Here is a 25,380-nt window from a genome sequence, read left to right on the forward strand (position 1 = left end):
ACAAAAAATCGAGAGGGGGTCTTAGTATGTTAAAATTAGGAATCATTGGGACTAACTGGATTACGCAACAATTTATTGATGCGGCCCATGAGTCGGGTGACTGGCAGCTAACGACGGTCTATTCGCGTGATTTAGACCGGGCTAAAGCATTTGCCACTAAAAACGGGGCGACGAACACTTTTGATAACCTTGACGATTTTTTCAAGGCGGCGACTTTTGAAGCAGTCTATATTGCTTCTCCAAATAGCCTCCATTTTAGCCAAGCGCAACAAGCGATTGAAAATGGCAAGCATGTCATTGTGGAAAAGCCAGCGGTTGCTAACCAAGCCGAGTTTGAACAATTGGATGAGTGTTTAAAGGCTCATCCGCAAGTGTTGTTGTTCGAAGCGGCTCGTCAGATTCATGAAGAAAACTTCAAACGCGTGCAAGCACAAATTGCCAAGCTTGATCAGCTTCAAGGGGCGACCTTAACTTACATGAAGTATTCTTCACGCTATGATGCGGTGCTGGCCGGGAAAGAACCGAATATTTTCTCGCCAAAATTTGCGGGTGGCGCCTTGCAAGACTTAGGTGTTTACTTGGCTTATGATGCGGTTGGTTGGTTCGGAATGCCTGATGAAGTGGCTTATTATCCGACTTTAACCAGGACCAAGGTTGATGGTAAAGGGGTTGCCGTTTTGCGCTACCCAAGCTTTACAGTCACTTTGAATGTGGGGAAGACGAGTAATTCTTATTTGCCATCTGAAATCAATGGTCTGCGCGATACAATTGTCATGGACAATGCGGCGGAGTTGGGTCGAGTCACATACTACGATGCCGATGGGTTAGCCATTAATCTCGGGGTGACCCCGGATAAGAATCCGATGATCGCCGAAGCACGTGATTTTGCGGCCGTGATTAATGACCCTACGACCCATCAGGCCGACTATCAAGCTTGGCGACAACTCAGTCGCAACGTTAATAAACTATTATTTAATTTACGGCAATCCGGTCGGCTTTATTTTAAGGCGGACGAACGGGATACGCCGGCTAATTAGAAATGAGGAACTATGTTAGACGTATTTAAAGAAAAATTTACTGCGCAAGGTTTTACTGAGCAGTCACCAATTCAAACTGCAGTGGCGGAACCAATGGCGGCGGGAACGTCTGTCTTAGGGTTAGCACCAACCGGATCAGGAAAAACGTTGGCATTTACTTGGCCAATGTTGGCTGGTTTAACGGTTGGGGCTGGTACTCAAGCGTTGATTCTAGCACCTTCGCAAGAACTCGCCATGCAAACAACCGCCGTGGTTCGGGACTGGGCCCAATTAATTGATGCTAAAGTTCTGGCCATTACCGGGGGCGCTAATATTAAGCGCCAACTAGAAAAGCTCAAGCAACATCCAGAAGTAGTCGTTGGGACCCCTGGTCGGGTGACTAATCTGATTGCGGATGGCAAGCTCAAGCTGGGCCATTTAAAGCTGATGATTATTGATGAAGCGGACGAATTATTGACGGATGAGACGTTGGATCAAATCCGAGAAATTCTAGATGCTACTTTTGCTGAGACGCTACAATTAGGCTTTTTCTCTGCCACCGAAACTAAAATTTTAGATGAATTACCACGTTGGTTTGGTCAAAAAGTTGAAAAAATTGACGTGCGGGCGATTGACCAGACCCAAGGGGTTGTTCGCCATCGGACGTTACAAGTTGGGAACCGTCATCGTGTTGACTTATTGAAACGGATTAGTCGGGCCGATAAGTTCCGGGCCTTAGTTTTCTTCAATAAGATGCAAGAGTTACAACACGTGGCATTGGAATTACGGCATCAACATGTGAGTTATGTCGCTTTGACGAGTGGGCAACGCCAAGTTGAACGTGAAAAAGCGCTACGGCTGTTCCGGCAAGGAAAAGTCGCCTTATTGTTAACGACTGACTTAGCGGCGCGTGGCTTAGATTTACCAAAGCTACCCGCAGTGATTAACTATCAGTTGCCTAAAGATGTGACCACCTACATTCATCGTAGCGGTCGGACCGGTCGGATGGGAGCCGCTGGCTTAGTCTTAACGATGGGAGACGATCATGATGTGCGGGACTTCAAGAAGTTGATGAAGCCCACGGATTATGAGATTAAGCCAGGCTATTTGGTGGATTATCAGATTGTTGATACAAAACCCGCCAAAGTACAACCAGTGGCACCAACCCAGCCGACGACTGCCACTGCCGCATCATCGGTTAGTGGGCAAGCTGTTAAGGCTACCTCAACTACGGTTACCGGTAAAGCTAAGCCTTTGGCGACATCAGCACCTACTGAGTCAGCAGCGCCAATGGCTAATGAAAAAAAGAAAAAGGGTCACAATAAGCATTCCAAGAAAAAAGGGATGCGGAAGAAGAATCGTGACCGCTTCGGCGATAAGTAATTGTAATTTATTTCAATCCGTGAGATGATATTTGACGGATTGATTTTTGGCCTCATAGCACAACTGGATAGGGCACCCGCCTCCTAAGCGGTTGATTCCGGTTCAAGTCCGGATGGGGTCATTTGAATATTAGCCTAACCGCTTCATATCAACGCAAAACGTTGATATGAAGCGGTTTTTGTTTTTTATAAAATGTTAAAAGAGGTATAAAAAGACATTCTGGTGCACATTAAGCATTTTTAGAAGATTTATGCACCAAACCATCCATCGAGCTTAGAGCCACAGGGAGTATTATCGCTCACGTTTGGCCCGTTTGTCATCGCTAGAGTCACAAATGAAATAGTTGACCCAAAATCTGGCTCAAAGTCAGACTAAAAGCATGGGCACCGCATTAGCCGAGCAATACAATGACACGTATATGAGAACTACTTACGATACCCAAGCTCAAAAGGGTTCGTTTACAGCAGATTTTGCACGGTTTAATGAGACTCAGCTAAAGATGGTGGTGTCTTCACCATGGGCCAAGGATGGTAAGGACTTTTCTAAACGGATTTGGAAGAACTACCAGCAAGAACTACCCAGCTATTTGATGGATGCTATCTTTAGAGCGACAGTGATGGGCTGGGGACCACAAAAAGTTGGTCAGCTCATGCACGCACAATTCCAAGACGTCAAGCGGAATAAAATTCACAACTTGGTTGCATCCGAGATGGGGCATGTTGCCGAGGAAGCGACTGCGAAGAGTTATGAAGAGAGCGATATTGACCAATACGAGTACATGGCAACGCTGGAAAGCCATACCTGTACTGTTTGTGGTCACTTAGATGGTCGACACTTTAGAATGGCTGAACGTAAGGCAGGGATTAACTGCCCATTGATTCATCCCCGTTGTCGATGTACTACGGTGCCATATATTGCAGATTTGCCAGAGATTGGGGAGCGTTGGATGCGTGACCCCGAGACTGGCAAAGGTAAGATTATTAAGAATATGTCTTTCAATGAATGGAAAGATATGATTAATCAAGAACATGAAGAAAAACTAAGCTCGGGAACTTATGGAACTAATTTAAAATATGTTCGTAGTAAGTCGTTTGAAGAAAAGATTCATTCAAATGAAAGATTGTCACAAATCAGTCTAGAGATTGCTAAGATTAGCCGTAAAATGCTTCAGCATAGAAATGGAACCCCTTTTGAAGACTATTATCTATTGGATATGAAATCGGGTAAGACAATTGCCCTATCTAATAAGGCGACTAAAACTAAAGGGGTTGTTTATAATAATCAAGTACGAGAACATTTAAATCTGGTTCTGAGAATCAATATATTTCATTACACAGTCACCCTTCAGGATATCCACCTTCATTGAGTGATATTTCAGCCTTGAGTCAAAAATCAAAAGAAGGAACTGTTGGAATTGGGTTAACAGTTGGGCATGATGGATCAGTATATTGGTATACTGGGAATTTAATCAAATTTAATAAAAATGATAATAGATTGTATGGTACTAATATTAAGAAATACATGCATATGGGTTATAATGAAGTAAGAAGTCAAGAATTAGCATTAAGCGATTATGCTAAGAAATATAAATTTGAATTTGGAAAGGTGGGTGGCGACTGATGCTAGAGCCAAGTAAAGAAAGAAAGTTCTGGATTGCAACGCAATTGTTAAATGATCCTGATGATAATTTTCCATCGGAAGAAGAGAATGATAATTTAAACATTCCTAGATGGTTGGATCAGTTAGATTCTAAAGAATTAGGTTATCTGGATTAGATTCTACCCAGCTTGATGAATTAGTGAATATTAAAAAATAAAGCACCCAACAATTGAGTCGAGTGCTATTTTTATACCCAAATTGTCCCTAGCAAGACGTAAAAAGGTTTATTTATTTTGCCTTGAGTTGCGGTCGCACCGCGTAATAAAAGCGTGAAAGGATTGGTTAATAATGAAACGTGAAGCATAAAATGGGTCTGACCGAAGAACAAATCAACGCCATCATGGAGACTAACGGCCATGATATCGAAAACGCTAAGGCATCACTTGGTGACATTGACAGTATCAAGCAAGAAAATGAAACGTTGAAGGGCCAACTAATCACTCGTGACAAGGATATGAAAGTCTTGAAGAAACAGGTCGGGGACAATGAGGGCCTAACCAAGCAGGTTACTGACCTACAAGCCAAATACGACCAGGATACTCAGAGTTTAACAACGCAACTTGCACAGACCAAACTAAACGGCGTATTAGAGTCCGCATTGACTGGCGCTAAGGCACGCAATCCCAGAGCAGTCCGTGGTTTGCTTGATATGGATAAGGTCAAGCTGACGGATGATGGCAAGTTAGAAGGCTTTGATGATCAAGTAGCAGCGTTAAAGGAATCCGATGGCTATTTATTCGATGAAGGTAAGCAGACTCATTATGAGCCAAATGGTGGCGGTGGTCCCCAAGATGACAACCCTACCCAAGCCATGGTAGACGCATTTAAACAACAATAAGAAAGAAGGAACTTAAATTATGGCAACAATTAACTATGCAGACGCTTATCAACAATTGGAAAAACTTTCTATGTGTTTATACTTATCTAAATAATTCCTTGGAGTTCGTTTGCTGAAATTCTTTAGTTATGTATTGTACCCGCATAGGTATTGGTGCACATTGCAGAACTAAACACTGTAATATCAGTGCATAAATAGGACATTGTACTCTAAATGGGGTCATTTGAGATTGTATTTTCGGTTAATTTTTGTTCAACAGTTAGGGTTCAATTCAGTGATGAATTGGGCCTTTTTTGTTTGCAATAAATCAAACTATTGTCAATAATCAAGACTTATCCTGATTATTGTTAATAAAAACTATGTTATTTTTTATTCATAATTATGGTATTAATCGTAATTATATGATGAATATAGACATTAATCAGGTGATGGCATATAATTGATTAAGGTGATAAATCTATAAGCACACTAATCTAAAAACACGAGAACTTAAAAGGACTGTAATGATTAACTGGGGTAGAATCAATAAACTTAGGGGGAAATCCAGATGTGGATGTATAGTCGATTAGCAAACACCAAAAATGAGTCAACTTGGTTAACAACTAGTGTTGTTGTCGCGTTGTCTTGGACAATTTTTGCTGTACAAGATCGTGTGCAAGCAGCGACGACTCCCATCACGGGGACAACTGATACCGCTCAAAATGATCAGCAAACTAATCAACTTCAACAAAGTGAAGTGTCGTTGAAAGCGACTGAAAGTCAAACGCCAGTTAGTGCAACAGATACGTCACAAGCGAGTGTGGCTAGTATTGCGGCCAATTCGACAACCGCTAATTCAGCGGCTTCAGTGACCACAACTAGCTCAGTTTCAGCTGGGGTGGCTTCTGCTTCAGCAAGTACATCACTTGCAACTAGTGCGACGTCAGCGGTAGCCGCACCCACGTCGTCAACGGTGCCCAGCAGTGCTGCGACAGCAACCAGTGAAGCGACCCAAAGTCAGACCGGTGTCGCTAGTGCTACTACTGCTGATGTAAGTGAGGCCACAACTCAGTCCACAACGAAGGCTATGGCTGCGGCAGTAACGTCAACCGCTGTGGCAACCACCGTTGATGATGATGCAACTGTAGTAATGATGGCGGATGCTAATTTGTTAGCGGGTGTTAAGAATAGCCTAGGTCTGGCGGCCGATGCGTCGTTAACGATGGGGGACATTCGTCATACCAAAAAGACTAGCCTAACGATTAGTCAGACTAGTGAGACTAATCCTGAGATTACGTCGCTAACTGGTTTGGAAGCCTTGGCAGAACTACCAACCAGTGTGAAACTTTCGTTAGAGCTAAAAATTCAGGCTGAAAACGGGTTTGATTTGGCACCATTAGAAAATATCAATTTCAATAAATTATCCTTGTATACGCGATATTTCAGTAAAGTTGATTTAACGCCGTTAACCAAAATTGCGACGGCCAACTTACAGTATGTGACGTTAGCGGCAAGTAATACTGATATCTATGCAAACTATCATCAAAATTTTGATGGCATGACCAATGCTCAGTTGGCCCAAATTAGTGGTTGGGTAACGGATTTCTTGAACAATGGCTATCAATACACTAAACCAAGTGTCTTTCGGGAAGTAAACTTATCTGGAAATTGTTTAACCGATTTTTCAGTGTTAGGCGGTATCAATCAGTTAGCGAATGTTTGGGTATTTGCCGTTGCTCAGACTTATCTTAGTCCTAATCCGATTAATGTTGTGACTGGTCAGCCGCTGGTCTTCAAAGCGACTGAACAAATTGGGTTAGCTGGTGAGACGTTATACCATCAAAATACGCAATCTAACAGTGTTCCCAGAAATGGTAGTGAGTGGGATCCAATTACTTATTTAGGTGATGGCGAGTATCGAATTGATGCGCCAGTCCAAACAGATGATTACTTATCGTATGGTCAATGGGGTTATTTGCATCAGGCCGACGCTGCTGGCACGTATTATTTTAGGATTCCTTATGGTGATGCAACTGGTCAGCGGTTGCTACTAATCACGGATGCCATGATTTACCGGCAGGCGAATTGGCAGGATAATCCTAGTATTCAAGTTAATTATTTAGATGCCACGACTGGCGAAGTGATTAAAAATCCTGAAACATTAGGGGTTAATCAAAAACTTGGTGATACGGTGGATCTAACCCAATATACGGCTCTGACTGGTTACGATTATGTCAAAACGGATGCCGACAACTTGGTACGGACGTATACAGCTGATCCACAAACGATTAAGTTGTATTTTTCGCCGGTGGCTAAGCAAGCGGCGGGTGATGTGAAGGTTCAGTATGTTGATGAAGCTGGCAACGTGTTAGCAACTGATACGGCAACCTATCCGGCGGGGCAATGGGTTGATGAAGCCTATACTACAACGGCACGGACCATTGAGGGCTATACCTTTAAAGCAATTGACAGCCATGGTTTAGCAGCCAATGGGACATTAACGCAAGCTGGTGGGACCGTGACTTATATTTATCAAAAAGATGCGAGTGTCCCAGTCGCGGATGGGCAAGTAACGATTGTTTATGTTGACAGTACTACGGGTCAGACTTTGACTGAACAAATCATTACTGGCGTACAGGGCAGTACCAGTGCGTATCAAACTGATGCCATGATTCAACATTATTTTAATTTAGGCTACGAATTGATTGAAGATGGTTTTCCCAGTGCCGGGATAATTTTTGATGATCAAGCCCCAACTTATACGGTGCGATTGGGTCATCAAATTGTTGATATAACTGAGACCAAGACCGTGACCCGAACCATTCATTATGTTTATGCTGACGGCACTTCGGCGGCCGCTGATAAGATCCAGCAGCTCTTATTTACGCGGACCGGTCAACGAGATTTAGTAGACTGGGTAACTAGCTGGTCGGCTTGGCAAGCACCCCAAACGAGCTTTGCTGCGCAGACTTCGCCGGTGATTGCTGGTTATCAAGCTGACCAGTTGACGGTGCCGGTGATGAGCGGGGTTACTGCTGATCAGGATGATAGTCAAGTTACGGTTACTTATCAGGCAATCACTGATCCTAGCACACCAGATCCAGACCCGGACCCGGAACCAACACCAGACCCAGACCCGGACCCAACACCAGACCCGGACCCAACACCGGACCCAGAGCCAGAGCCAGACCCAGACCCAGACCCAGACCCAGACCCAACGCCAGACCCAGACCCAACACCGGATCCGGACCCAACACCGGATCCGGACCCAACGCCAGCACCGAATCCAGAGCCAACACCGGATCCAGAGCCAACACCGGATCCAAAGCCAGTACCAGACCCAGAGCCAACACCGGACCTGGATTCGAAGTCAGACGCTGGTTCAAATGCCGATACAGTGAATACTGTTTCAAAGCCAGAGTCAGTATTAGCAACGACTTTAACGGCCGATACTGTTCAAGTAGTGACTAACGAGCGGCAGACTGGATTAACGCCAATGCAACCAGCAATGATACGACCGACGAAAACACAATCGGCGACGGTTTTACCACAAACGAATGAGACGTCGACTGGTTGGTGGGCGGTATTAGGTGGTTTAATGCTGACTTTACTTGGCCTTTCTGGTTACTGGTACCGTAAGCGTTAATCAAAGTTGTGAGATTAAGATAAGATAGTTAAAATCAAAAGGATTCTGTGCTAATCGTTGTTGGTAACGATAAATAGGTGTGCTTTTTTCAGGACCTCTAGTTCGTTATCAATAGTTAAGAGATCGGTACTGATAAATTGAATAAAGATTAGTCCTGAAGTTCATGTAGGCTTAATCAATAAGTGGAAGTCTTGCTGCGGCAGGGCTTTTTTATGTGAGATAAATTATGTTGGCAGATTTATCTAGTTGATATTACAGATTCAGAATAGACTTTAAGGTGAATTGAGATTGATGTTGTTGGTAGTGATGGGTAGTGCTAAAATTTGACTGGGTATGGGTATCTTTTTTATTCATAAAAATGGATGACGCAATTTCAAGTTGTAAAAAGGGTATACGTGACCTGTTGAACGCTAATATTGATTGAAAAGAGAGTGTACCAGTCTTCCTTAAATTCGATCTATAAATTAGCAATTTTGTTTGATAAAAATATTGAAAGAATAATGGGAGGGACAAATGAAGCACAAATTAATTTTCTTAGTACTAAGCTTGATGTTTGTTGTTTTTTCTTTCTTTACGGTAAAAGATTATCTGGCTACCTTACCGGTTGCAAAGGACTTACTAGTTGCGTTGTCCTTTTTGATTCTGGCCGTCTTAAACTTTAAAGATAGTTCTGTAAATGCCAATAGTAAATACGATGATGAGCGCGTTAGCTATCTATCTGATCATAAAGCAATAGTTTTTTTAGAATGGTTTTCTTTTTGCTCATTCGTGATACTTATTGGCATTTATCAATTAATAAATTCAAATCTTATTATCGGTGTAATAGCATGCATATGTTTGCTATATTGGTCCTTGATTAATGTATTTAAAATTATCATATACTTATTTCTAATGAGAGAATAACTGTATAAAAGCGCCCTAAATCAGTGAAATCAAAGACTACAAAATATATATCATTAGCTGGATTTATAAAAGCAATCGATCATTATACAGGTACTGAGGGGCATGTCATTAATTCAGCCTGTAGAAAAGTGGAAATGTTAACGAGCTGGCTAAATATTGTAATTAAAACTATTACCTTGTTTATCTAATTTGACTTAGGTTAAGCTATAGGATAGCTGGTTTTTACTATATTCAGTTTTAATTTTTAACTGTTTTTGACCGCTTATAGCATAGTCAGGTTTAATGTATTATCTTTATAATCATTTATTTCTTTAATGAATAGGTGTGTGGATGTTAAGGGTGACAGGCAAATGACGCAGGTATCATGTTAGATATCTGTTATGCCGTTGGTTGGTTGTGTTGATAAGCCCCCACCTCTTAATTGAGTTAAATTTGCCTATTAATTCTGAACTTTTTAGCTGGTCAACTTGAAAGTTATGATGTTTTAAAAATACACCCAACGACATCATCAAGTCGCTGGGTGTATTTTTCTAAAATTTAATCTAAGGGCGAGCCATCGTGATACTTCTTGTTAAAAATAATACTCATTATATAGTAAAATTTTCAGGCTTCCAAAATAACAAAAAAATATATATTATCATGCTTAAATGTAAAATCAAGCGCCAATCACCATGTCACGGTGACGGTAGCCGACCCAGCCGATTACCATTAACCCAATACTGATTAAGGTAATGGTGATAAACGTTGGGCCATCAAAGTTAGCGATTGGTAAGCGTGGTAACCAAGTTTGAATTGCGGTTTTAGCGAACCAATCGGGGAGCTGCAACAGCTTACCGAAGTAATTGAGAGCAAAGGCATAGCCCAGATAGACGTAACTGATTTTACTGAGGCGTGGACACCAGCCCAGCAAGAGACTAGTCAGCCCGAGTATAAATAATACACTAGGAAAGAGGTTAAAACCCGCTGCCCAAAAATCGGTTAGCATCAGTGTCGGATGCGATAAGCTATGCAAAGCGACCAGTCCTAAACTTGTTGTGGCAATCACGGTGCCGACGAGGCCAGTGACTAAAGCCAGTCCCAGCGTTGACCAGTATAATTGACCACGACTGATTTTAGTAGCGAAGAGTTGATCCAAATGACCACGACTTTCTTCAGTGAAGAGCTTGATCGTAATCATAATCGGTGGAATCGCAACTAATGCTAACATGACCAGCATAATAGTGCTTGTAAAGGCGGCTTCGATTGACTGGTTAGCGGCAGTGAAAACTTGTTTGATTAAAGGATTGCTAGTGATAAACGTGTGTAAGTCACCATAGATGGACCCATAGGCTGCACCCATGACGATAAAGCCTAGTAGCCAACTTATGAGTGGTCCCTGATTCAAACGCCAGCTAAGCCCGGGAATTGAACGTAGGATTATTCCGGCATGGGCGCGGCCAGCGAATTCTGGTAAGAAACCAGCGCCCATATCACGATGACTGCCGAGAATAAAGGCGATGATGATGAGAATGGCACTAAAGCCCAGACTATACCAGAGTGGTAACCAGTTGTTGTGTGTAAATGGGGCAGTGAGGTAAATCCAACTCATTGGATTAAACCATGACGCCTGTAGATGACTAATATCTGTGCCGGCTCGACTTAAATAAAGCAGGCCAATAAGACCTAATGAGGTGCCGGTAGCGCCGGCTGCTGTTGGCATTAGTTGGGCACAAACAAGTGCCAAGCTCGCACCTAAAATGCCGGCTAAGGCAAGGGCACTGCCGAATAACAATGCCCCAGATAATGTGATTGATTTAACGCCGAAGCTAACCATCACGCTAGCAGTTAACAAGCCTAATAGGGCATTGATGACAATGGTTTCTAAAATAATAGCCAACGCATTCGCTTGCCGACCGACCTGATAGGAACGCACGAGTTCAGTTAAGCCGCGTTCTTCTTCCTGGCGAGTATGGCTAATCACGTGTAAGGCGGCGATAATCATGGCAAATAAGCCACAGAATAAGAGCATTTCATTTGCATACATTGCGCCAATCGTATAATTGGCAGCGTGTTTGATGGGGGTGGGCCCAACCATCGCAATCATCGCTGGGTTTTGCATGGTGAGATACATGCCGCGCAGGCCTTGACCTTGACTGATTGCTTTAAAAGCAGGAACATAGGCGCCTGAAAATAGGCCCAGCCCAACGACCCAGACCAGTATTTTTTGCCAATCTCGACGGATGGCTTGCCAACATAACTGTGGCCAACGACCAAAACTTTCTTGCATTTTAGGTCCCTCCTTAGTCCTGATAATGCCGCATGAATAAGTCTTCAAGTGTCGGTGGCGTGGAAGTAAAGGTTTTAACATCAAATTTAGTTGCGGTTAATAAAACGGTGTTAAGGGCCTCATTATCGACTGAAAAAGTGGTGTGCGTGCCTTTTTGGACCCAATCATGCACGCCGGGTAAGGCCTGTAAGCTGCTGGAATCTTGCGCTGTGACCATTGTAATCGTGGCCCGGGTTAAATGCCGGAGTTGGGCGAGTGATCCGGATTCGACGATGGTGCCTTTGCGAATGATGACGACCTTATCTGCTAGCCGTTCGACTTCACTTAAAATGTGTGAGGATAGCAAAATGGCTTTGCCAGCGGCTTTTAGTTGGGCCACCTCTGTTTGAAAAACAGCTTCCATCAAGGGGTCTAACCCAGAAGTGGGTTCATCAAAAATATAGAGGTCAGCATCGACGGATAGGGCGGCGATCAATCCAACTTTTTGGCGATTTCCTTTAGAGTAATTTTTCGCTTTTTTCTTAGGATCAAGTTCAAAGCGTTTGATGAGTGCGGCCCGCTTTTCGGGGTGACCGTGACCATGTAGTCGCATAAATAGATCGATAATCTCACCACCAGTTAGGTTTCCCCACAGCGCAACGTCACCGGGGACGTATGCGACCCGTTGATGGATTTTCACACTATGTTGCCAGACATCTTCGCCAAAAATCGTGACGTCACCGGCATCGCGGTTGATGATTCCTAATAGGGTACGAATCGTGGTTGATTTACCGGCCCCATTCGGTCCAATAAACCCCACCACTTCACCGGCATTAACGGTAAAATTAATATCTTTTAACGCTTGAAATTTGCCAAACTTTTTTTGTAGTCCTTGGACGTTAACAATTGCTGTCATTATCAGCACTCCCTTCAAAATTAACTTAATTGATGAATCCCATCATAGTCATTGTTGACTCGCTAGTCAATAGCAATCAAAAAAATAATAACCGGATTTTCGGCCTAATTGATAAAGGCAAACCAATCCTTGTCATCAGTGATGATTGCGGCTGTCATACAACCTAAAAAACCGCATGTGAGCGCTTTTCTCAACACCCGGTTTTTTAGTTGAACTAGCGAATAACGGTGACTGTACAGGGGGCTTGGTCCACGACATAGCTTGTGGTGGAGCCCACTGCGACTCGATGTGGCGAATCTTTGCCGGTTGCCCCCATCACAATCAGGTCAATGTCAGGGTGTTGTTTAGCATAATCACGAATGGACCGTTTCGGATTGCCATAGGTAATTTCGGTTTTAAAAACAGGAACGGGGGTGGTTGCCACAAATTGTTGGCGGTCATGCATATCGGCCCGAGCATGTGCAGCCTCGGCATCCAGTAATTCATTGAGGACCGGATCTAAAGCTGGCGCATGATAGGCATTGTCATCAACCACATAAAGCGCGGTTAAGTTAGCGTGATGGCGTTGCGCAATGTTCACGGCGGCTTCAAAGGCCACCTGAGCTTGGGCGGAACTGTCAACAGGAACTAAAATGTGTTTGTAGTTGTTAGGCATGCTGCCCACCTCCAGTAATTTCTTTTTATCATACCTGATGGCGTGCTGCTTGGAAAGTTAAATGCACCTTTTCAAGTAATTCCAGTAGGCAGTGTCGTTGGGGTAGCGTATATTTAAAATAGGTTAAGAGGGGAGCTCAGCGGATGATGTATCGAATGGGGCAACAATTACTGAAAATGGAAGCTTGGCTGAATCGACGACGGTATTTTCAAGCGATTCAAGCCACTTTGCAATTATTATTTCCAGTCGTCTTACTTGGGGCTTACGTGGACAGTGTGAATCAAGCAGTCTTTCAAAAAAATGGCTTTCTTAATCAAATCTATGCCATCAGTCAGTGGTTACCCGGGTTTTCACATTTTGCTCGGTATACCACGTTATTAAGTGCTAGTCTGAATGGTTTGATTGCGGTTGCCGCAGCGTTTGCGGTGGCAAATTTTGTTGTGCGGTCGGCCCAACGGGACTATTTATTAGCTGGGCTGACGGCAACCTTGAGTTTTATGATGTTGAATTTTAACTTTGGAATCGCAACTAAAACGGATCAAGCGGCAGGGACATCATTTTTAACCACTAATTTAGGGATGCGGGGCTTTTTGCTCGCACTATTGGTCGGATTAATCACCGGCGCTTTGTTTAATAAGTTGACGGCGCCTAGTCAGTCGATTTTTAACGAACGCCAGTGGTTAGCCCGGGTTAAAATGAATTGGCTACCGTTAGTTTTGACTTTAGGTGGGTTCAGCTTGCTAAGCTATGGGAGTAGTCTGGTGAATAAGACCGGTGTAAATGGCTTGTTTTATCTCGTTAGCCAATGGCCGTTTGTAAATCCTGGCACCGTGCTGGGTGCTATTTTAGGCGTCACATTTTTAAGTAATAGCTACTGGCTACTCGGGTTAGTTGGGCCCCTTGATTTTAGTGGGGACAGTTCGGTCAGTACGATTCAAAACTTAGAATATGCGCTCCAACATGGGTCGGCCTGGGGGGCGCCTAATCCAGTGACCGTGCAGACGATTTTTGATAGTTTTGCGAATGTGGGTGGTCCGGGGATGACGCTGGCGTTAATTATTGCCATTCTTTGGCAATCGCGGCATCGCCGGTATCGTCAAGTGGCTAAAGTCAGTTGGCTACCCAGTTTGTTTAACTTTAATCAGCCCTTGTTATTCGGGTTACCCTTAATTTTGCGACCGATTTTAGCGATTCCGTTTTTAGTGGCGCCTTTAGTGACGACCCTCATCACATGGACTGCATTGAAGTTACAATGGATGCCACCAGTGGTTTATCCATTGCATCGCACCACACCAGGATTCTTGATGGGTTGGTTGGGGACCGGAGGCGATTGGCACGCCTTACTTGTGAGCGGGGTGAATCTCGTGGTCGCCACGGCTATTTATTTACCTTTCATTTGGTTAGACAATCAAGCAGTCAAAGGGGGAGCTAGCCGATGAAGCATAATTGGTGGCGTTGGTTATTAGGTATTGTTATTTTAGTGGGGGTCAGTTGGCCGGCTTATAACTGGTCAAAAGCTAACATTAAAACGTTGAAGAATGCAGGTCGAACGCGGATGGCACCGGTCATCATGATTCCGGGGTCCAGTGCGACACAGAATCGCTTCGATACCCTGATTACGGAATTGGGTAAAAAGACACCGCAAAAACACAGTGTGCTGAAGTTAACGGTTAAGACGGATGGCACGATTCAGTATCGTGGTAATCTGAGCCGCCGTGATACGGCGCCCTTTATTGTGATTAGTTTTGAAAATAATAAAGACGGGCAAGCTAATATTGATAAGCAGGCGGTTTGGTTGAATACAGCGTTTAAAGCGTTAGTCAAAACATACGGGTTTAATCATTTTCGGGCGTTGGGGCATTCTAACGGTGGCCTAATCTGGACACTGTTTTTAGCGCGCTATCTAAAGCAATCACCGCAAGTCAGAATTGATCGCTTAATGACGATTGGGACGCCATATAATATGGAATCCACGAGTACCACAGCTAAGACCGGGATGTTTAAGGAGCTGTACCGGTATCGCGAAGGCTTACCGAAAGCTTTAACGGTCTATTCAATCGCGGGAACCGAAAATTACACGAGTGATGGGACGGTTCCATACAATAGTGTGAATTATGGCAAGTACATCTTTCAAGACCAAGTGAAACACTTTACTGAAGTGACCGTTACGGGTGCAAATGCCGTGCATTCTGATCTACCACAAAATAAACAGATTGTGGCGTTGATTCGACAGTATCTGCTTGATGAAAATGTCTCGGATAAAATTAGGCGGCAAAATGCGCAACAAATGAAGCCGCAATAGTTGCAAACTGACTTTTGGCAACTATAACGATAAAAAATAAGTGCTGCAAGAATTTTTTGGTTTCCGGCAGCACTTATTTTTCAAATCAGTTTTCGTGTTAACGACGATGATGGCTGGAAACGTGATGTTTCGTCTCAACTTTTTTCTTAGTAGTTGACCGGTGCTTGGCTGGCCGTTTGATTTTCAAGCGTAAGCGTAGCAAGGTTCGCGGCATGGGCCGGCGAGCGGCATCAATCGTGGTGGTTGGTGTTAAAGCCAGACTGCCACCAATTCCTATAATGAGGATCAGTGTCATGAGTCGTCGTGTTTTCAAAATTAGTTTCCCCCTAACTAAACTGCTCCATTAGTTTATAAGTAATTGTGGTCGCCGTCAATCTAGGAGGATAATGATGACGTTTACAATCTTTTTACCGCCTGTTAACAAAGAATTAACGAAAACCGATGAAATGTGATTGTATTTTAGGCGTATTTCCTTTATGGTGAAGATATTATAAAAAAGGGGTTTACTTAAATGAATATTGAAATTTTAAACTCAGCGATTCAAGATTTACATTTTCAAATTATTTATGACCGTGATGAAACGAAAGATGAACCCGGCCAAGGGCAATTTAGTTATACACCAGCTAATCCAGATGTTAAAAAAACCTTTGGGGATGACGTCGTGCAAGCCCAATTAGACGTGACCTATAAGGAAGAAATGTACGATTTATCAGCAACGGTCTTTGCCATTGTGCGTTTAAGTGGTGAAATGGTCAGCATGATTGAACGGCAAGCCAGTAACAAGCCGTTAGAAGATGATGAAAAAGGGATGCTAGATAACCTAAACGGTGCGATTATTCCCGCTTTATCAGCTAAAGTACGGGCCTATGCTGCCTTGTTCTCAACGGAAGCTAGCAATTTTGCAGTGATGCCAGCGGATTTTGATGATAGTCAGGAAAATGCCCCTAAACCAGCCTAAGCTTTAGGTGGTTAATAAAATAATGCTCCTTAGTAATGGCGTTTGAGTGCTGCTCAAACGTTATTTTTTATGGGCGAGTCATTTTGTTAAGTGAAAAAACGAAGTTACAAAACCATTTGTGCAATTATTAACAATCGTGATATAATGGGAATTGACCTCAATAGCAGTTGCTAGTTGGGATTAGGTCAAAAGGCGTTGTTAGCGTTAGCTTGCAATTATCTACGGACTGACGGCACCCTTGGTTGTCAAAGTTGGGGGTGGCGGTTTAACGAGTGTTAATCCGTCAGCACACATACTTTTAAAAGCACGATGCGCACATAGGATGAGAACCCCGGGTGTCCGCAAGGTCAATGGCGATTGAATTACAACTTGGTAATTCGGTAGCCATTTTTGATTACCCTGAGGGTTAAATTAATGCGATTAAAAAGCTGTAAAAATGATAATGAAAGCGTATACTAACGGTGAGAGGAGTGACGATCATGTTTAAACCAATGGCATCAATTTTTACAAATCATCAGATTGCTGGTCATTATCGTGCGATTGACCGAGCCAAACAATGTATTGTGCCGTTTCATTTTGAAATTCAAGGCACTGAATATCCACAACCGGTACCGGAAAAGAACTGGTTACGCCGGCTATCGGGGACCCGGAGCGAGCACTATGCGATGGTTGAATTGACACCGACAAAAGTGATTTTATGGTCGCCAGAGCGCCGGAATTTGGGTGAAATGGCGTTAACCGATATTAAACTTATTCAGGTGGGGGCTATTCGCTGGCATGTCACTCAAGGACTCGATCCGCGACATGCTTTTCGCGCAACTATTTTTGTTGTGACGGATGCGGGGAACTATTATTTTGCAAATTCAGATATGGAAGTTTTACCAGCTATTTTTAAGTTCGCCCATGCACACAGCATTCCGGTTGAAGACCCCTTACGTTTAATTCCATTATTGAAGGTTGGGTGGCAAGTCGCCGCTAAGACACTCCATGAAACCTATGCCCAGTTAGCGAAACATACTGGCTATCCAGATTAATAAATGACGATTAGCTTAAAATAAGCATCGGACTAGTTAGCTTAGGCCATGTGATCAGGCCGCACATAACTTATGATAATTGTCTATTTGGCATGTAAATGTGGTTAATGTTGTTGGTCTCAACAGCTATCAGTCACTTAAACAAATAACCCCGTTCCAAGTCGCCGTTATCGTAACGGTCCTTGGAATGGGGGTTTTAGGGTTGAGTTAAATTAGGGACTTTTAAACCAGCCCTTGGGCAAGCATGGCATCAGCAACTTTTGTGAAACCAGCAATGTTAGCGCCACTTAGGTAATCGCCACTAACGGCATATTCATCGGCTGCGGCGACGGACTGGGCAAAGATAGTCTGCATAATCGTCTTTAGACGGTTATCGACTTCTTCGAAAGACCAGCTCAAACGCATACTATTTTGGCTCATTTCCAAAGCAGAGACGGCGACACCACCAGCATTGGCTGCCTTAGCGGGACCATATAAGACATCAGCTGCTTGGTAAGCCGCAATCGCTGCGGGCGTGCTAGGCATGTTGGCGCCTTCAGCGACGGCTTTAGCCCCGTTAGCGATAATGGTTGCTGCGTTGTCAGCATCAATTTCATTTTGCGTTGCGCAAGGTAAGGCAATGTCATAAGCAAGCTCAGCAGTCCAAACGGAACCTTCATGATAGGTCGCACTTGGGACTTGATCAGCATAGGCTTTAATGCGGTCACGATCGACTTCTTTAATCTGTTTAACGATTTCAAAGTCAATCCCGTTTTCATCCACGACATATCCGTTGGAATCAGAACAAGTGAGCACTTTACCACCAAGTTCAGTGACTTTTTGAATCGCATAGATGGCCACATTACCAGCACCAGAAATGGCGACCCGTTGATTCGTAAAGCTGAGGTGGTTGGCTTTGAGCATTTCAGCGGTATAGTAGGCCAAGCCATAACCAGTAGCTTCGGTTCGTGCTAAAGAACCGCCATAGGTTAAGCCTTTACCGGTTAAGACGCCCCGGTCGGCACCACGCAGCCGCTTATATTGGCCGTAGAGATAGCCGATTTCACGGCCACCGACACCAATATCACCAGCGGGAACGTCCGTATCTAGTCCGATATATTTGCTTAATTCCGTCATGAAACTTTGACAAAAGCGCATAATTTCGTGGTCAGATTTACCTTTAGGGTCAAAATCTGAGCCCCCTTTGCCGCCACCAATTGGGAGGCCAGTTAAGGCATTTTTAAAGATTTGTTCGAACCCTAGGAACTTAACGATACTTAGGTTGACGGAAGGGTGGAGTCGTAAGCCGCCTTTATAAGGACCAATGGCTGAGTTGAATTGGACTCGAAAGCCCCGGTTGACCTGAGCGTGACCGGCATCATCTAACCAAGGCACACGGAACTGAATGACCCGTTCTGGTTCGGTTAGGCGTTCCAAAATGTTGGCGTCAATGTATTCTGGATGTTGCTCGAAGACCGGCGTCATCGTTTGAAAGAAGTCATGGACGGCTTCTAAAAATTCAGCTTGGTTCGGATCACGGTGCTCAATCACCGTATAAACATGTTGTAAATAATCGGTTGCTTTACTCAATATAATCATCCTTCCATACATAAGTTAACTATCATTCATATTTTACTGGTTTTGTTCGGTAATTGCACGAGTTAAATCGCCTAATTTGCACCGGAATTTTGGTGATTATACCCGTCAAATTGAAAAATGGTTCGGTCGCTTAACACAAAAGGATGTTTGCGTGCATTCTGCCAAGTGGAGCCGTATCCTTACAACAATAAGAATTGGGGGATTATAGTAATTATGAAGCGATGGCGGTTGACCTTGGAAATAGTAGTCGGTAGCGTAGTCGTGGTTAGTCTGATGGGACTGGCATTTCATGGTATTCGGACGACGCGGGTTAATTCGGCAACGGCGTCTAAACCATTGGTCAAAAAGACCGCGATGGCTGATACGGCATCAACGCGGCAATTGACGCAAGCCCAGGCGATGACTAAGATTACGGCCCTGGTTAAGCGGCGGCGAATTATGGGAACGTTACTAGTGACGAACAATGGACCGACCGGTGTTCAGATTAAGTCATTTGGCGCGGCCAACGTAGCGCCACTTGAACCGAATACCGCGAATGAGGCCTATCCGCTGGCATCATTACAAAAAGCCGTGACGGGGGCCATGATTCAACAGCTAATCAATGAAAAACGATTGTCAATGAGCACCCCACTAAGTACGTATTTGCCGCAAGTGCCCTATGCAAAGCAGATTACGATCCGTGAGTTATTAGATCACACGTCTGGTATTCGGATGAAGGAGACCACCCCATCAAAGCTGCTGCCAACGGAAACCGCGCAACTTAATTATACGTTGACACATTTAATATCAACGAATCATCATACTTATGCGTATTCTAATGCGAATTTTACGGTGTTAGCTGGGGTCATTCGCCAAGTAACCGGTCGCTCCTATCAAGCTAATTTACAAGCCAAGGTGTTAAAGCCACTGGGAATGCGGCATACGTACGCTTATAATGAGGTTCCAGCTAATGTCGTCAATCCAGTCGGCTATCGGCGGACCAATCTGGGGTTGCAACGGGTATTTTTGTCGAAACCGTTACAGTCTAGTGAGCTAGGATGTGGGAGCTTATATGCGAGTGTGGGCGATTATTATCGGTTTATGCAGGCGTTACTATCCGGTCGATTAGTTGGTCAGATGGGCCTTAACATGTTGACGGCGAATCAGCATTTGACCTACGCAGCGGGGGTTTATTATTTGGGTCAAGACAAGGTCCGCATTGGTGGGAGCGACAATGGCTTTCACACGTATTATATGGGGACGACGGATGGCCGTGTGGGCGTTGTCTTATTCGATAATCAAGGGAATTTTAAACGAGATAACGCCGTTGGTTATGAGATTCAAGCAATTTTAGAACGGGCTGAACGGTTTAAACGTTAGCAAAATGGGGGATGTTAAGATGTGGTTGCGTCGACTGAGACAAGTGGGGGTCGTCATTGTGAGTGGTTTAATCGGCCTACAATTGGGGGGCTTAGTTGCGACCGAGACCCGTGACGTAGCGGTGTACTTTAAAGTTAAGTCAGCGCGGGTTCAAGTGCATACCACGTTGGCAAAAGCGTCAGCTGGTCAGTCACAATCACGAGCGGTGCGATCGGGGCAACTATATCGGGGCACGCTCCCCGTCACCAGCCAGCACACCACTTACCGTTATTTAAAAACGTTAACCGGTCAGCCACGCGGATGGGTCAAGCAAGCAGACCTACAGCCGGTTCAACCAGCGTTAGTCGCAGGTCATTTAAAGCGCTGGGGCACGCACAAGCGTAACGGTCATTTGGTCTTAAGCCAACCAAATCAGCAGGTTACGGTTACTTTAGCTGGACCGCCGGGCACAATCAAAACTGCGGTGACACAGCGCGTAGCTGCGAAGAAGTTAACTGAGCCGGCAGTTCAGGTGATTGGCACTACGCAAACGAGTGTTGGGCAGTATTACTTATTACAAATCAATCAGCATCGGTATGGTTGGGTAGCGGCATCACCGTTCGATTATCAAGCTGCCATGGTGACGCCGATTAAGGCTAAGACTTGGCGGCAAATCGACCAGTTAATTGCGACCCAATCAATTCAAGGAACGTTGTTAGTTGCTAAAAAAGGCCAGACGATGCCGACTGTCCGAGATTATGGTACGACTGATCGGCCATCGGCAACCTTGGATAAGCCGACAACCATTTATCCGATTGCGTCGTTGCAAAAAGCAATGACCGGCGTCATGATTGGTCAGTTGATTCAAAGCCATCAGTTAACGTTGACCACGACGTTGGCAAAATTTTACCCGCAGATACCGTATGCGAAGCAGATCACGATGCAACAGTTGTTGGATCATACTTCCGGTATTACGATGAATGAGGTGGCCCCAACGCGACCTTTGTCGGAAGCAGCAGCCGTGCAATGGGCGTTGAAGTACCTAACGTCCACCAACCAGCATCATTGGCATTATTGTAGTGCCAACTATACGTTATTGGCAGGGGTCATTCGGCAAGTAACGAAAAAAACATATGCAGAAAACTTGCAGCAACGGGTCTTGAAACCAGCCGGAATGACGCAGACGGCGCCTTGGAGTCAGTTCGCACATCAAGAGATTGCGTTACCCTATGTGGCGACGGCCCGGGCCACAACGCCGGCACGGCACATTTCATTGCCGTTGTTGTCTAGTGAATTAGGGGCCGGCGATATTGGGACTACGGTGATGGATTATTACCGATTTGTGGCGGCTTTTAACGACGGGACCTTGTTATCGCCCCACATGCGTACGCAGTTGACGCGAATTCGGGCGAAAACTTACGCTGCCGGGTGGTATTACGGCACCGGTGGCGGGCAACACGCTTCAGGCTATGATAATGACATCAGTAATTTTTATCAGCGAACCGCAGCCGGTGGGGTGACGGTCGTCTTTTTCATGAATCAAGCGAACCATCAGTTGGCTCAGCAACTGGTTCAGCGAATTGCCAATTTGATTGCGGCAGATTAGGGTTTAGAATTTGTTAAATGTGTCGGTTGTGGTGGCTAGTTATTGCGTTTAACGGTATCATAACGGTAACTAGTTTAATAAATTTGACGAAAATTATCATGAGAATATAGGTGAACATAAGGATGACTAAAAAAATTAAAGTAATGACTATTTTTGGGACCCGGCCGGAAGCCATTAAAATGGCCCCAATCGTGCTACAGTTGCAGCAATCGGCGCAATTTACGCCCATTACGGTAGTGACTGCGCAACATCGTGAAATGCTGGATCAAGTGTTGACCATTTTTAAGATTAAACCGGATTATGATTTAAATATTATGCGGCCCAATCAAACTTTGGCCGGGATTACGAGTCGGGTGTTAACGAAATTAGATGCAGTATTAGCAACTGCCAAACCGGATATTATTTTAGTTCACGGTGATACGACCACCACCTTTGCCGCCAGTGTTAGTGCTTTTTATCATCAAATTCCAGTGGGACACGTGGAAGCGGGCCTACGAACATGGGATAAGTATTCACCTTATCCGGAAGAGATGAATCGCCAGCTAACGGATGTGTTGGCTGATATGTATTTTGCGCCAACTACGCTGAGCCGCGCCAATTTGCTCAAAGAAAATCATCCAGCAGCGCAGATTACGATTACTGGGAATACGGCAATCGATGCGCTAAAGCAAACGGTCAGTGCGGACTATCAGCATGCGGCGTTGGACTTGATTCAACCGGGGCACCGCATGATCTTGTTAACCATGCATCGACGTGAGAATCAAGGTGCTCCGATGGAAGCGGTCTTTGCGGCCATTAAGCGGGTCGTCTTGAGCCATCCCGATGTGGAAGTCGTGTATCCAGTCCATTTAAGTCCAGTTGTACAAGCGATTGCGCAGCGGGTACTAGGTCAAACTGACCGGATTCACTTGATTGAGCCGCTAGATGTCGTTGATTTTCATAATATGGCGGCTCGGAGTTACTTTATCATGACGGACTCTGGTGGTGTACAGGAAGAAGCCCCGTCACTCAATAAACCTGTTTTGGTTTTACGGACAACGACTGAGCGCCCAGAAGGGGTTGACGCGGGTACTTTGAAGTTAGTGGGGACGGATGGTGCCCGGGTTGAAGCCGCCATGACGCAGTTGTTAGATGATCAGGACGAGTATGATCGGATGGCAGCGGCCAAGAACCCCTATGGTGACGGCCATGCAGCGACCTATATCTTAAAGGCAATTGTCGAACATTTTAACTAAACTAAAAAATGAGCCAGCGATTAATTTCGCTAGCTCATTTTTTGATTTAACTTACTTTTGTTCTTGTACGATATATTGCGGCCGATGTTTGGTTTCCAAGTAGACTTTGCCGAGGTAATTCCCAATAATTCCCATACAGAAGAGTTGGATACCACCAGTAAAGAGTAGGATGGAGACCATCGAGGCCCAGCCACCAACGCTGTTACCGAAGAGAATCTTGCGGATGATAACCACAATCATACTAACCACGGAGATAGCGGCGAATAAGCCCCCGATGAATGTGGCAATCTTTAAGGGAACGTCGGAAAAGTCAACAATGGCTTCAATCGAGTAGTTGAATAACTGCCAGAAAGACCAATGGGTTTCACCAGCGGACCGGGGAGCATTCTCGAATTTGAGATAAGTCGTGCGAAAACCGACCCAATTAAAAATCCCTTTCGAAAAACGATTATATTCTGGTAATTCAAGAATAGCATCCACCATTTGACGAGTCATTAAGCGGTAGTCACGGGCATTCGGGATGATTTGAACCTTTGAAATCTTATTAATGACGGCGTAAAATGACCGTGAGAAGAAGGAACGGATGGCGGGTTCACCTTTGCGGTCTTCCCGCATCGTGCCAACACAATCATAATCGCCGGTCTCAATCGTGGTTAACATTTCTGGTAGTAATTCTGGAGGGTCTTGTAAGTCGACATCCATCACGGCCACGTAATCCCCATGCGCATGTTGTAAACCAGCCGCTAAGCCAGCTTCCTTGCCAAAATTACGTGAAAATGAAATATAGTGGACGATATCCGGATGGGCGGCCTGTAGTTTACGGAATTCTTTCAGGGTTCCATCGCTTGAGCCATCATTAATGAATAGATATTCATGATGAATGGCTGCAAATTCAGTCGGATGTGCACTGATCACCTTTTCAACGGTGTTAAAGAAAATTTCAATTGTGGGCTCTTCATTGTAACAGGGCACAATTAAACTCATAGTTTTCATAAATATTAAGCTCCTAACTCCCTTTTTGACTACTTAATAGCTTACCACAATGTATTTAAGCTGTTTCGATTTTCAATCCATTGTATAATGGAAAGCACTAACTAAATTAATGGAGAACATCAGATGAGCCTTAAAACACGCTACCCCAAAACTGCTAAATGGATTGAAATAATTGTGAGAAGATATAATCAAGCTAATGTAAGTAACAATGCCATTATTTTAGCCTATTATGCCTTAATGTCAATTGCACCGATTATTTTGATTGTTGGTAATATCGTGGCCCGGTTTGATTTAAAAACCGGCCAGATTTTAGCTTACGCTAAAGAGTTTATTCCAAGTAACATTTATTCAATCTTTAAACCAATTTTAGTTTCTTTCCTATCTTCTAGTGGGAGTGGTAGTTTGTCGATTGGGATTGTGGTGACCATCTGGTCGGCATCACAAATTATCGCAGCTGTCCGGCGCAGCTTGAATGAAGCGTATGGCGTTAAGGATACACAGGGAGCCATTGTGACGCGACTGATGGCGTTCTTACTGACCTTGGGTCTATTAGTGCTCATCGTTGGACTGGCAATCTTCTTTACGCTCAGTCAGGTGATTATGGATGCTATCTTGCAACTGACGAATACATCTGAAGCCTTTATTCCGGGGTGGTGGACAAGCTTGCTAGCCAATAAAAACTTAATTACCTTTGTGGGGATGTTTGTATTGGCGTTATTGCTATATTATTTTGTCCCGAATGCTGTCGTGAAGCTCCGCTATGTGTGGATTGGCTCGTTAGTCACAACGGTTGGCTGGATTGTGATCTCACAAGGATTCCGATTGTATGTCGAGCTCTTTGCACAACGGGTGACATCATATCAGACGATTGGTAGTCTGATTGTCTTAATGTTTTGGTTGAACTTCTCTGGGATGTTGCTGATGTTTGGTGGGGTCGTAAATGCTACCGTTCAGGAATGGTTTGAACAGACGATTCAGCCAAAGTCACCACGGATGATGAAACGCATTTGGCGGCGACTAGGGCGGGTCCGTAAGTCAAATAAGGGCTAAATTTGCGCAGAAAGTGGCAATTTTATCAATTTCACGTATTAAACGG

The 25,380-nt window shown here is 44.4% G+C and carries 22 protein-coding genes and 1 tRNA gene; 17 read left to right on the forward strand and 6 right to left on the reverse strand.

The features are described 5' to 3' along the window. The first annotated feature begins 26 nt into the window (after nucleotides 1-26). From C5Z26_RS00395 to C5Z26_RS00430, 9 genes are all read left to right on the forward strand, one after another. Nucleotides 27-1,037, forward strand: coding sequence for a Gfo/Idh/MocA family protein (locus C5Z26_RS00395; protein ID WP_105448084.1), 1,011 nt, complete (start codon nucleotides 27-29; stop codon nucleotides 1,035-1,037). 12 nt (nucleotides 1,038-1,049) lie between these two features. Beyond that, on the forward strand, nucleotides 1,050-2,399 hold the full coding sequence (locus C5Z26_RS00400) for a DEAD/DEAH box helicase (protein WP_105448085.1): 1,350 nt from the start codon (nucleotides 1,050-1,052) through the stop codon (nucleotides 2,397-2,399). Between the two features lie 48 nt (nucleotides 2,400-2,447). Continuing rightward, nucleotides 2,448-2,520 (forward strand) — tRNA-Arg (locus C5Z26_RS00405). A gap of 222 nt (nucleotides 2,521-2,742) precedes the next feature. Further along, the gene (locus tag C5Z26_RS00410) at nucleotides 2,743-3,765 is read left to right on the forward strand and encodes a minor capsid protein (protein ID WP_105448086.1); all 1,023 of its coding nucleotides are present in this window, start codon (nucleotides 2,743-2,745) and stop codon (nucleotides 3,763-3,765) included. Then, on the forward strand, nucleotides 3,762-4,019 hold the full coding sequence (locus C5Z26_RS00415; protein WP_105448087.1) for a hypothetical protein: 258 nt from the start codon (nucleotides 3,762-3,764) through the stop codon (nucleotides 4,017-4,019). Before C5Z26_RS00410 ends, C5Z26_RS00415 begins: the two co-directional genes overlap by 4 nt. Next, nucleotides 4,019-4,174: a hypothetical protein gene (locus tag C5Z26_RS12470; RefSeq protein ID WP_158682760.1), complete on the forward strand. Its 156-nt coding sequence runs from the start codon at nucleotides 4,019-4,021 to the stop codon at nucleotides 4,172-4,174. The genes C5Z26_RS00415 and C5Z26_RS12470 overlap by 1 nt, the downstream gene beginning before the upstream one ends. Before the next feature lie 191 nt (nucleotides 4,175-4,365). Then, a complete protein-coding gene (locus C5Z26_RS00420; RefSeq protein WP_105448088.1) occupies nucleotides 4,366-4,896 on the forward strand; it encodes a phage scaffolding protein in 531 nt (176 codons plus the stop codon). A 547-nt stretch (nucleotides 4,897-5,443) separates the two neighbouring features. Next, complete coding sequence (locus C5Z26_RS00425; protein WP_105448089.1) at nucleotides 5,444-8,521, forward strand: mucin-binding protein; 3,078 nt, start codon at nucleotides 5,444-5,446, stop codon at nucleotides 8,519-8,521. A 513-nt stretch (nucleotides 8,522-9,034) separates the two neighbouring features. After that, on the forward strand, nucleotides 9,035-9,424 hold the full coding sequence (locus C5Z26_RS00430; protein WP_105448090.1) for a hypothetical protein: 390 nt from the start codon (nucleotides 9,035-9,037) through the stop codon (nucleotides 9,422-9,424). A gap of 655 nt (nucleotides 9,425-10,079) precedes the next feature. On the opposite strand, the gene C5Z26_RS00435 is transcribed toward C5Z26_RS00430, so the two are convergent. From C5Z26_RS00435 to C5Z26_RS00445, 3 genes are all read right to left on the reverse strand, one after another. Continuing rightward, on the reverse strand, nucleotides 10,080-11,690 hold the full coding sequence (locus C5Z26_RS00435) for an ABC transporter permease (RefSeq protein ID WP_105448091.1): 1,611 nt from the start codon (nucleotides 11,688-11,690) through the stop codon (nucleotides 10,080-10,082). 13 nt (nucleotides 11,691-11,703) lie between these two features. Continuing rightward, nucleotides 11,704-12,585 (reverse strand): ABC transporter ATP-binding protein, encoded by an 882-nt coding sequence (locus C5Z26_RS00440; RefSeq protein ID WP_105448092.1) that lies wholly within the window; start codon nucleotides 12,583-12,585, stop codon nucleotides 11,704-11,706. A 214-nt stretch (nucleotides 12,586-12,799) separates the two neighbouring features. Beyond that, on the reverse strand, nucleotides 12,800-13,240 hold the full coding sequence (locus C5Z26_RS00445) for a universal stress protein (RefSeq protein WP_105448093.1): 441 nt from the start codon (nucleotides 13,238-13,240) through the stop codon (nucleotides 12,800-12,802). 143 nt (nucleotides 13,241-13,383) lie between these two features. Between C5Z26_RS00445 and C5Z26_RS00450 the strand changes: the two genes are divergently transcribed. Both C5Z26_RS00450 and C5Z26_RS00455 read left to right on the forward strand, forming a co-directional pair. Continuing rightward, nucleotides 13,384-14,679 carry a PTS transporter subunit EIIC gene (locus C5Z26_RS00450; protein ID WP_105448094.1) on the forward strand — a complete coding sequence of 432 codons (1,296 nt, stop codon included), beginning with the start codon at nucleotides 13,384-13,386 and terminating at the stop codon, nucleotides 14,677-14,679. Beyond that, entirely contained in the window at nucleotides 14,676-15,542 is an 867-nt protein-coding gene (locus C5Z26_RS00455) for an alpha/beta hydrolase (RefSeq protein ID WP_105448095.1), read from the forward strand. The genes C5Z26_RS00450 and C5Z26_RS00455 overlap by 4 nt, the downstream gene beginning before the upstream one ends. Before the next feature lie 97 nt (nucleotides 15,543-15,639). Here the strand turns inward: C5Z26_RS00455 and C5Z26_RS00460 are convergent, their stop codons facing one another. Continuing rightward, nucleotides 15,640-15,855 carry a hypothetical protein gene (locus tag C5Z26_RS00460; protein WP_105448096.1) on the reverse strand — a complete coding sequence of 72 codons (216 nt, stop codon included), beginning with the start codon at nucleotides 15,853-15,855 and terminating at the stop codon, nucleotides 15,640-15,642. A gap of 198 nt (nucleotides 15,856-16,053) precedes the next feature. On the opposite strand from C5Z26_RS00460, the gene C5Z26_RS00465 reads away from it, so the two are divergent. Next, nucleotides 16,054-16,500: a hypothetical protein gene (locus C5Z26_RS00465; protein WP_105448097.1), complete on the forward strand. Its 447-nt coding sequence runs from the start codon at nucleotides 16,054-16,056 to the stop codon at nucleotides 16,498-16,500. 479 nt (nucleotides 16,501-16,979) lie between these two features. Further along, nucleotides 16,980-17,534 (forward strand): hypothetical protein, encoded by a 555-nt coding sequence (locus C5Z26_RS00470; RefSeq protein ID WP_105448098.1) that lies wholly within the window; start codon nucleotides 16,980-16,982, stop codon nucleotides 17,532-17,534. 222 nt (nucleotides 17,535-17,756) lie between these two features. Here the strand turns inward: C5Z26_RS00470 and gdhA are convergent, their stop codons facing one another. Then, nucleotides 17,757-19,112, reverse strand: coding sequence for an NADP-specific glutamate dehydrogenase (gdhA, locus tag C5Z26_RS00475; protein WP_199774969.1), 1,356 nt, complete (start codon nucleotides 19,110-19,112; stop codon nucleotides 17,757-17,759). Nucleotides 19,113-19,325: 213 nt separating this feature from the next. On the opposite strand from gdhA, the gene C5Z26_RS00480 reads away from it, so the two are divergent. From C5Z26_RS00480 to wecB, 3 genes are all read left to right on the forward strand, one after another. Next, the gene (locus C5Z26_RS00480) at nucleotides 19,326-20,471 is read left to right on the forward strand and encodes a serine hydrolase domain-containing protein (protein ID WP_105448100.1); all 1,146 of its coding nucleotides are present in this window, start codon (nucleotides 19,326-19,328) and stop codon (nucleotides 20,469-20,471) included. Between the two features lie 19 nt (nucleotides 20,472-20,490). Then, nucleotides 20,491-22,056 (forward strand): serine hydrolase domain-containing protein, encoded by a 1,566-nt coding sequence (locus C5Z26_RS00485; protein ID WP_158682762.1) that lies wholly within the window; start codon nucleotides 20,491-20,493, stop codon nucleotides 22,054-22,056. Nucleotides 22,057-22,178: 122 nt separating this feature from the next. After that, nucleotides 22,179-23,291: a non-hydrolyzing UDP-N-acetylglucosamine 2-epimerase gene (gene wecB, locus C5Z26_RS00490; protein WP_105448102.1), complete on the forward strand. Its 1,113-nt coding sequence runs from the start codon at nucleotides 22,179-22,181 to the stop codon at nucleotides 23,289-23,291. A gap of 51 nt (nucleotides 23,292-23,342) precedes the next feature. Here wecB and C5Z26_RS00495 read toward each other — a convergent pair whose 3' ends face one another. Next, nucleotides 23,343-24,284 (reverse strand): glycosyltransferase family 2 protein, encoded by a 942-nt coding sequence (locus C5Z26_RS00495; protein WP_105448103.1) that lies wholly within the window; start codon nucleotides 24,282-24,284, stop codon nucleotides 23,343-23,345. A 123-nt stretch (nucleotides 24,285-24,407) separates the two neighbouring features. Here C5Z26_RS00495 and C5Z26_RS00500 point away from each other — a divergent pair, with 123 nt between their 5' ends. Beyond that, the gene (locus tag C5Z26_RS00500) at nucleotides 24,408-25,334 is read left to right on the forward strand and encodes a YihY/virulence factor BrkB family protein (protein ID WP_105448104.1); all 927 of its coding nucleotides are present in this window, start codon (nucleotides 24,408-24,410) and stop codon (nucleotides 25,332-25,334) included. The last annotated feature ends 46 nt before the right edge of the window (nucleotides 25,335-25,380 follow it).

Source organism: Lactobacillus sp. CBA3606, assembly GCF_002970935.1.
In the GTDB taxonomy this organism is placed as follows: domain Bacteria; phylum Bacillota; class Bacilli; order Lactobacillales; family Lactobacillaceae; genus Lactiplantibacillus.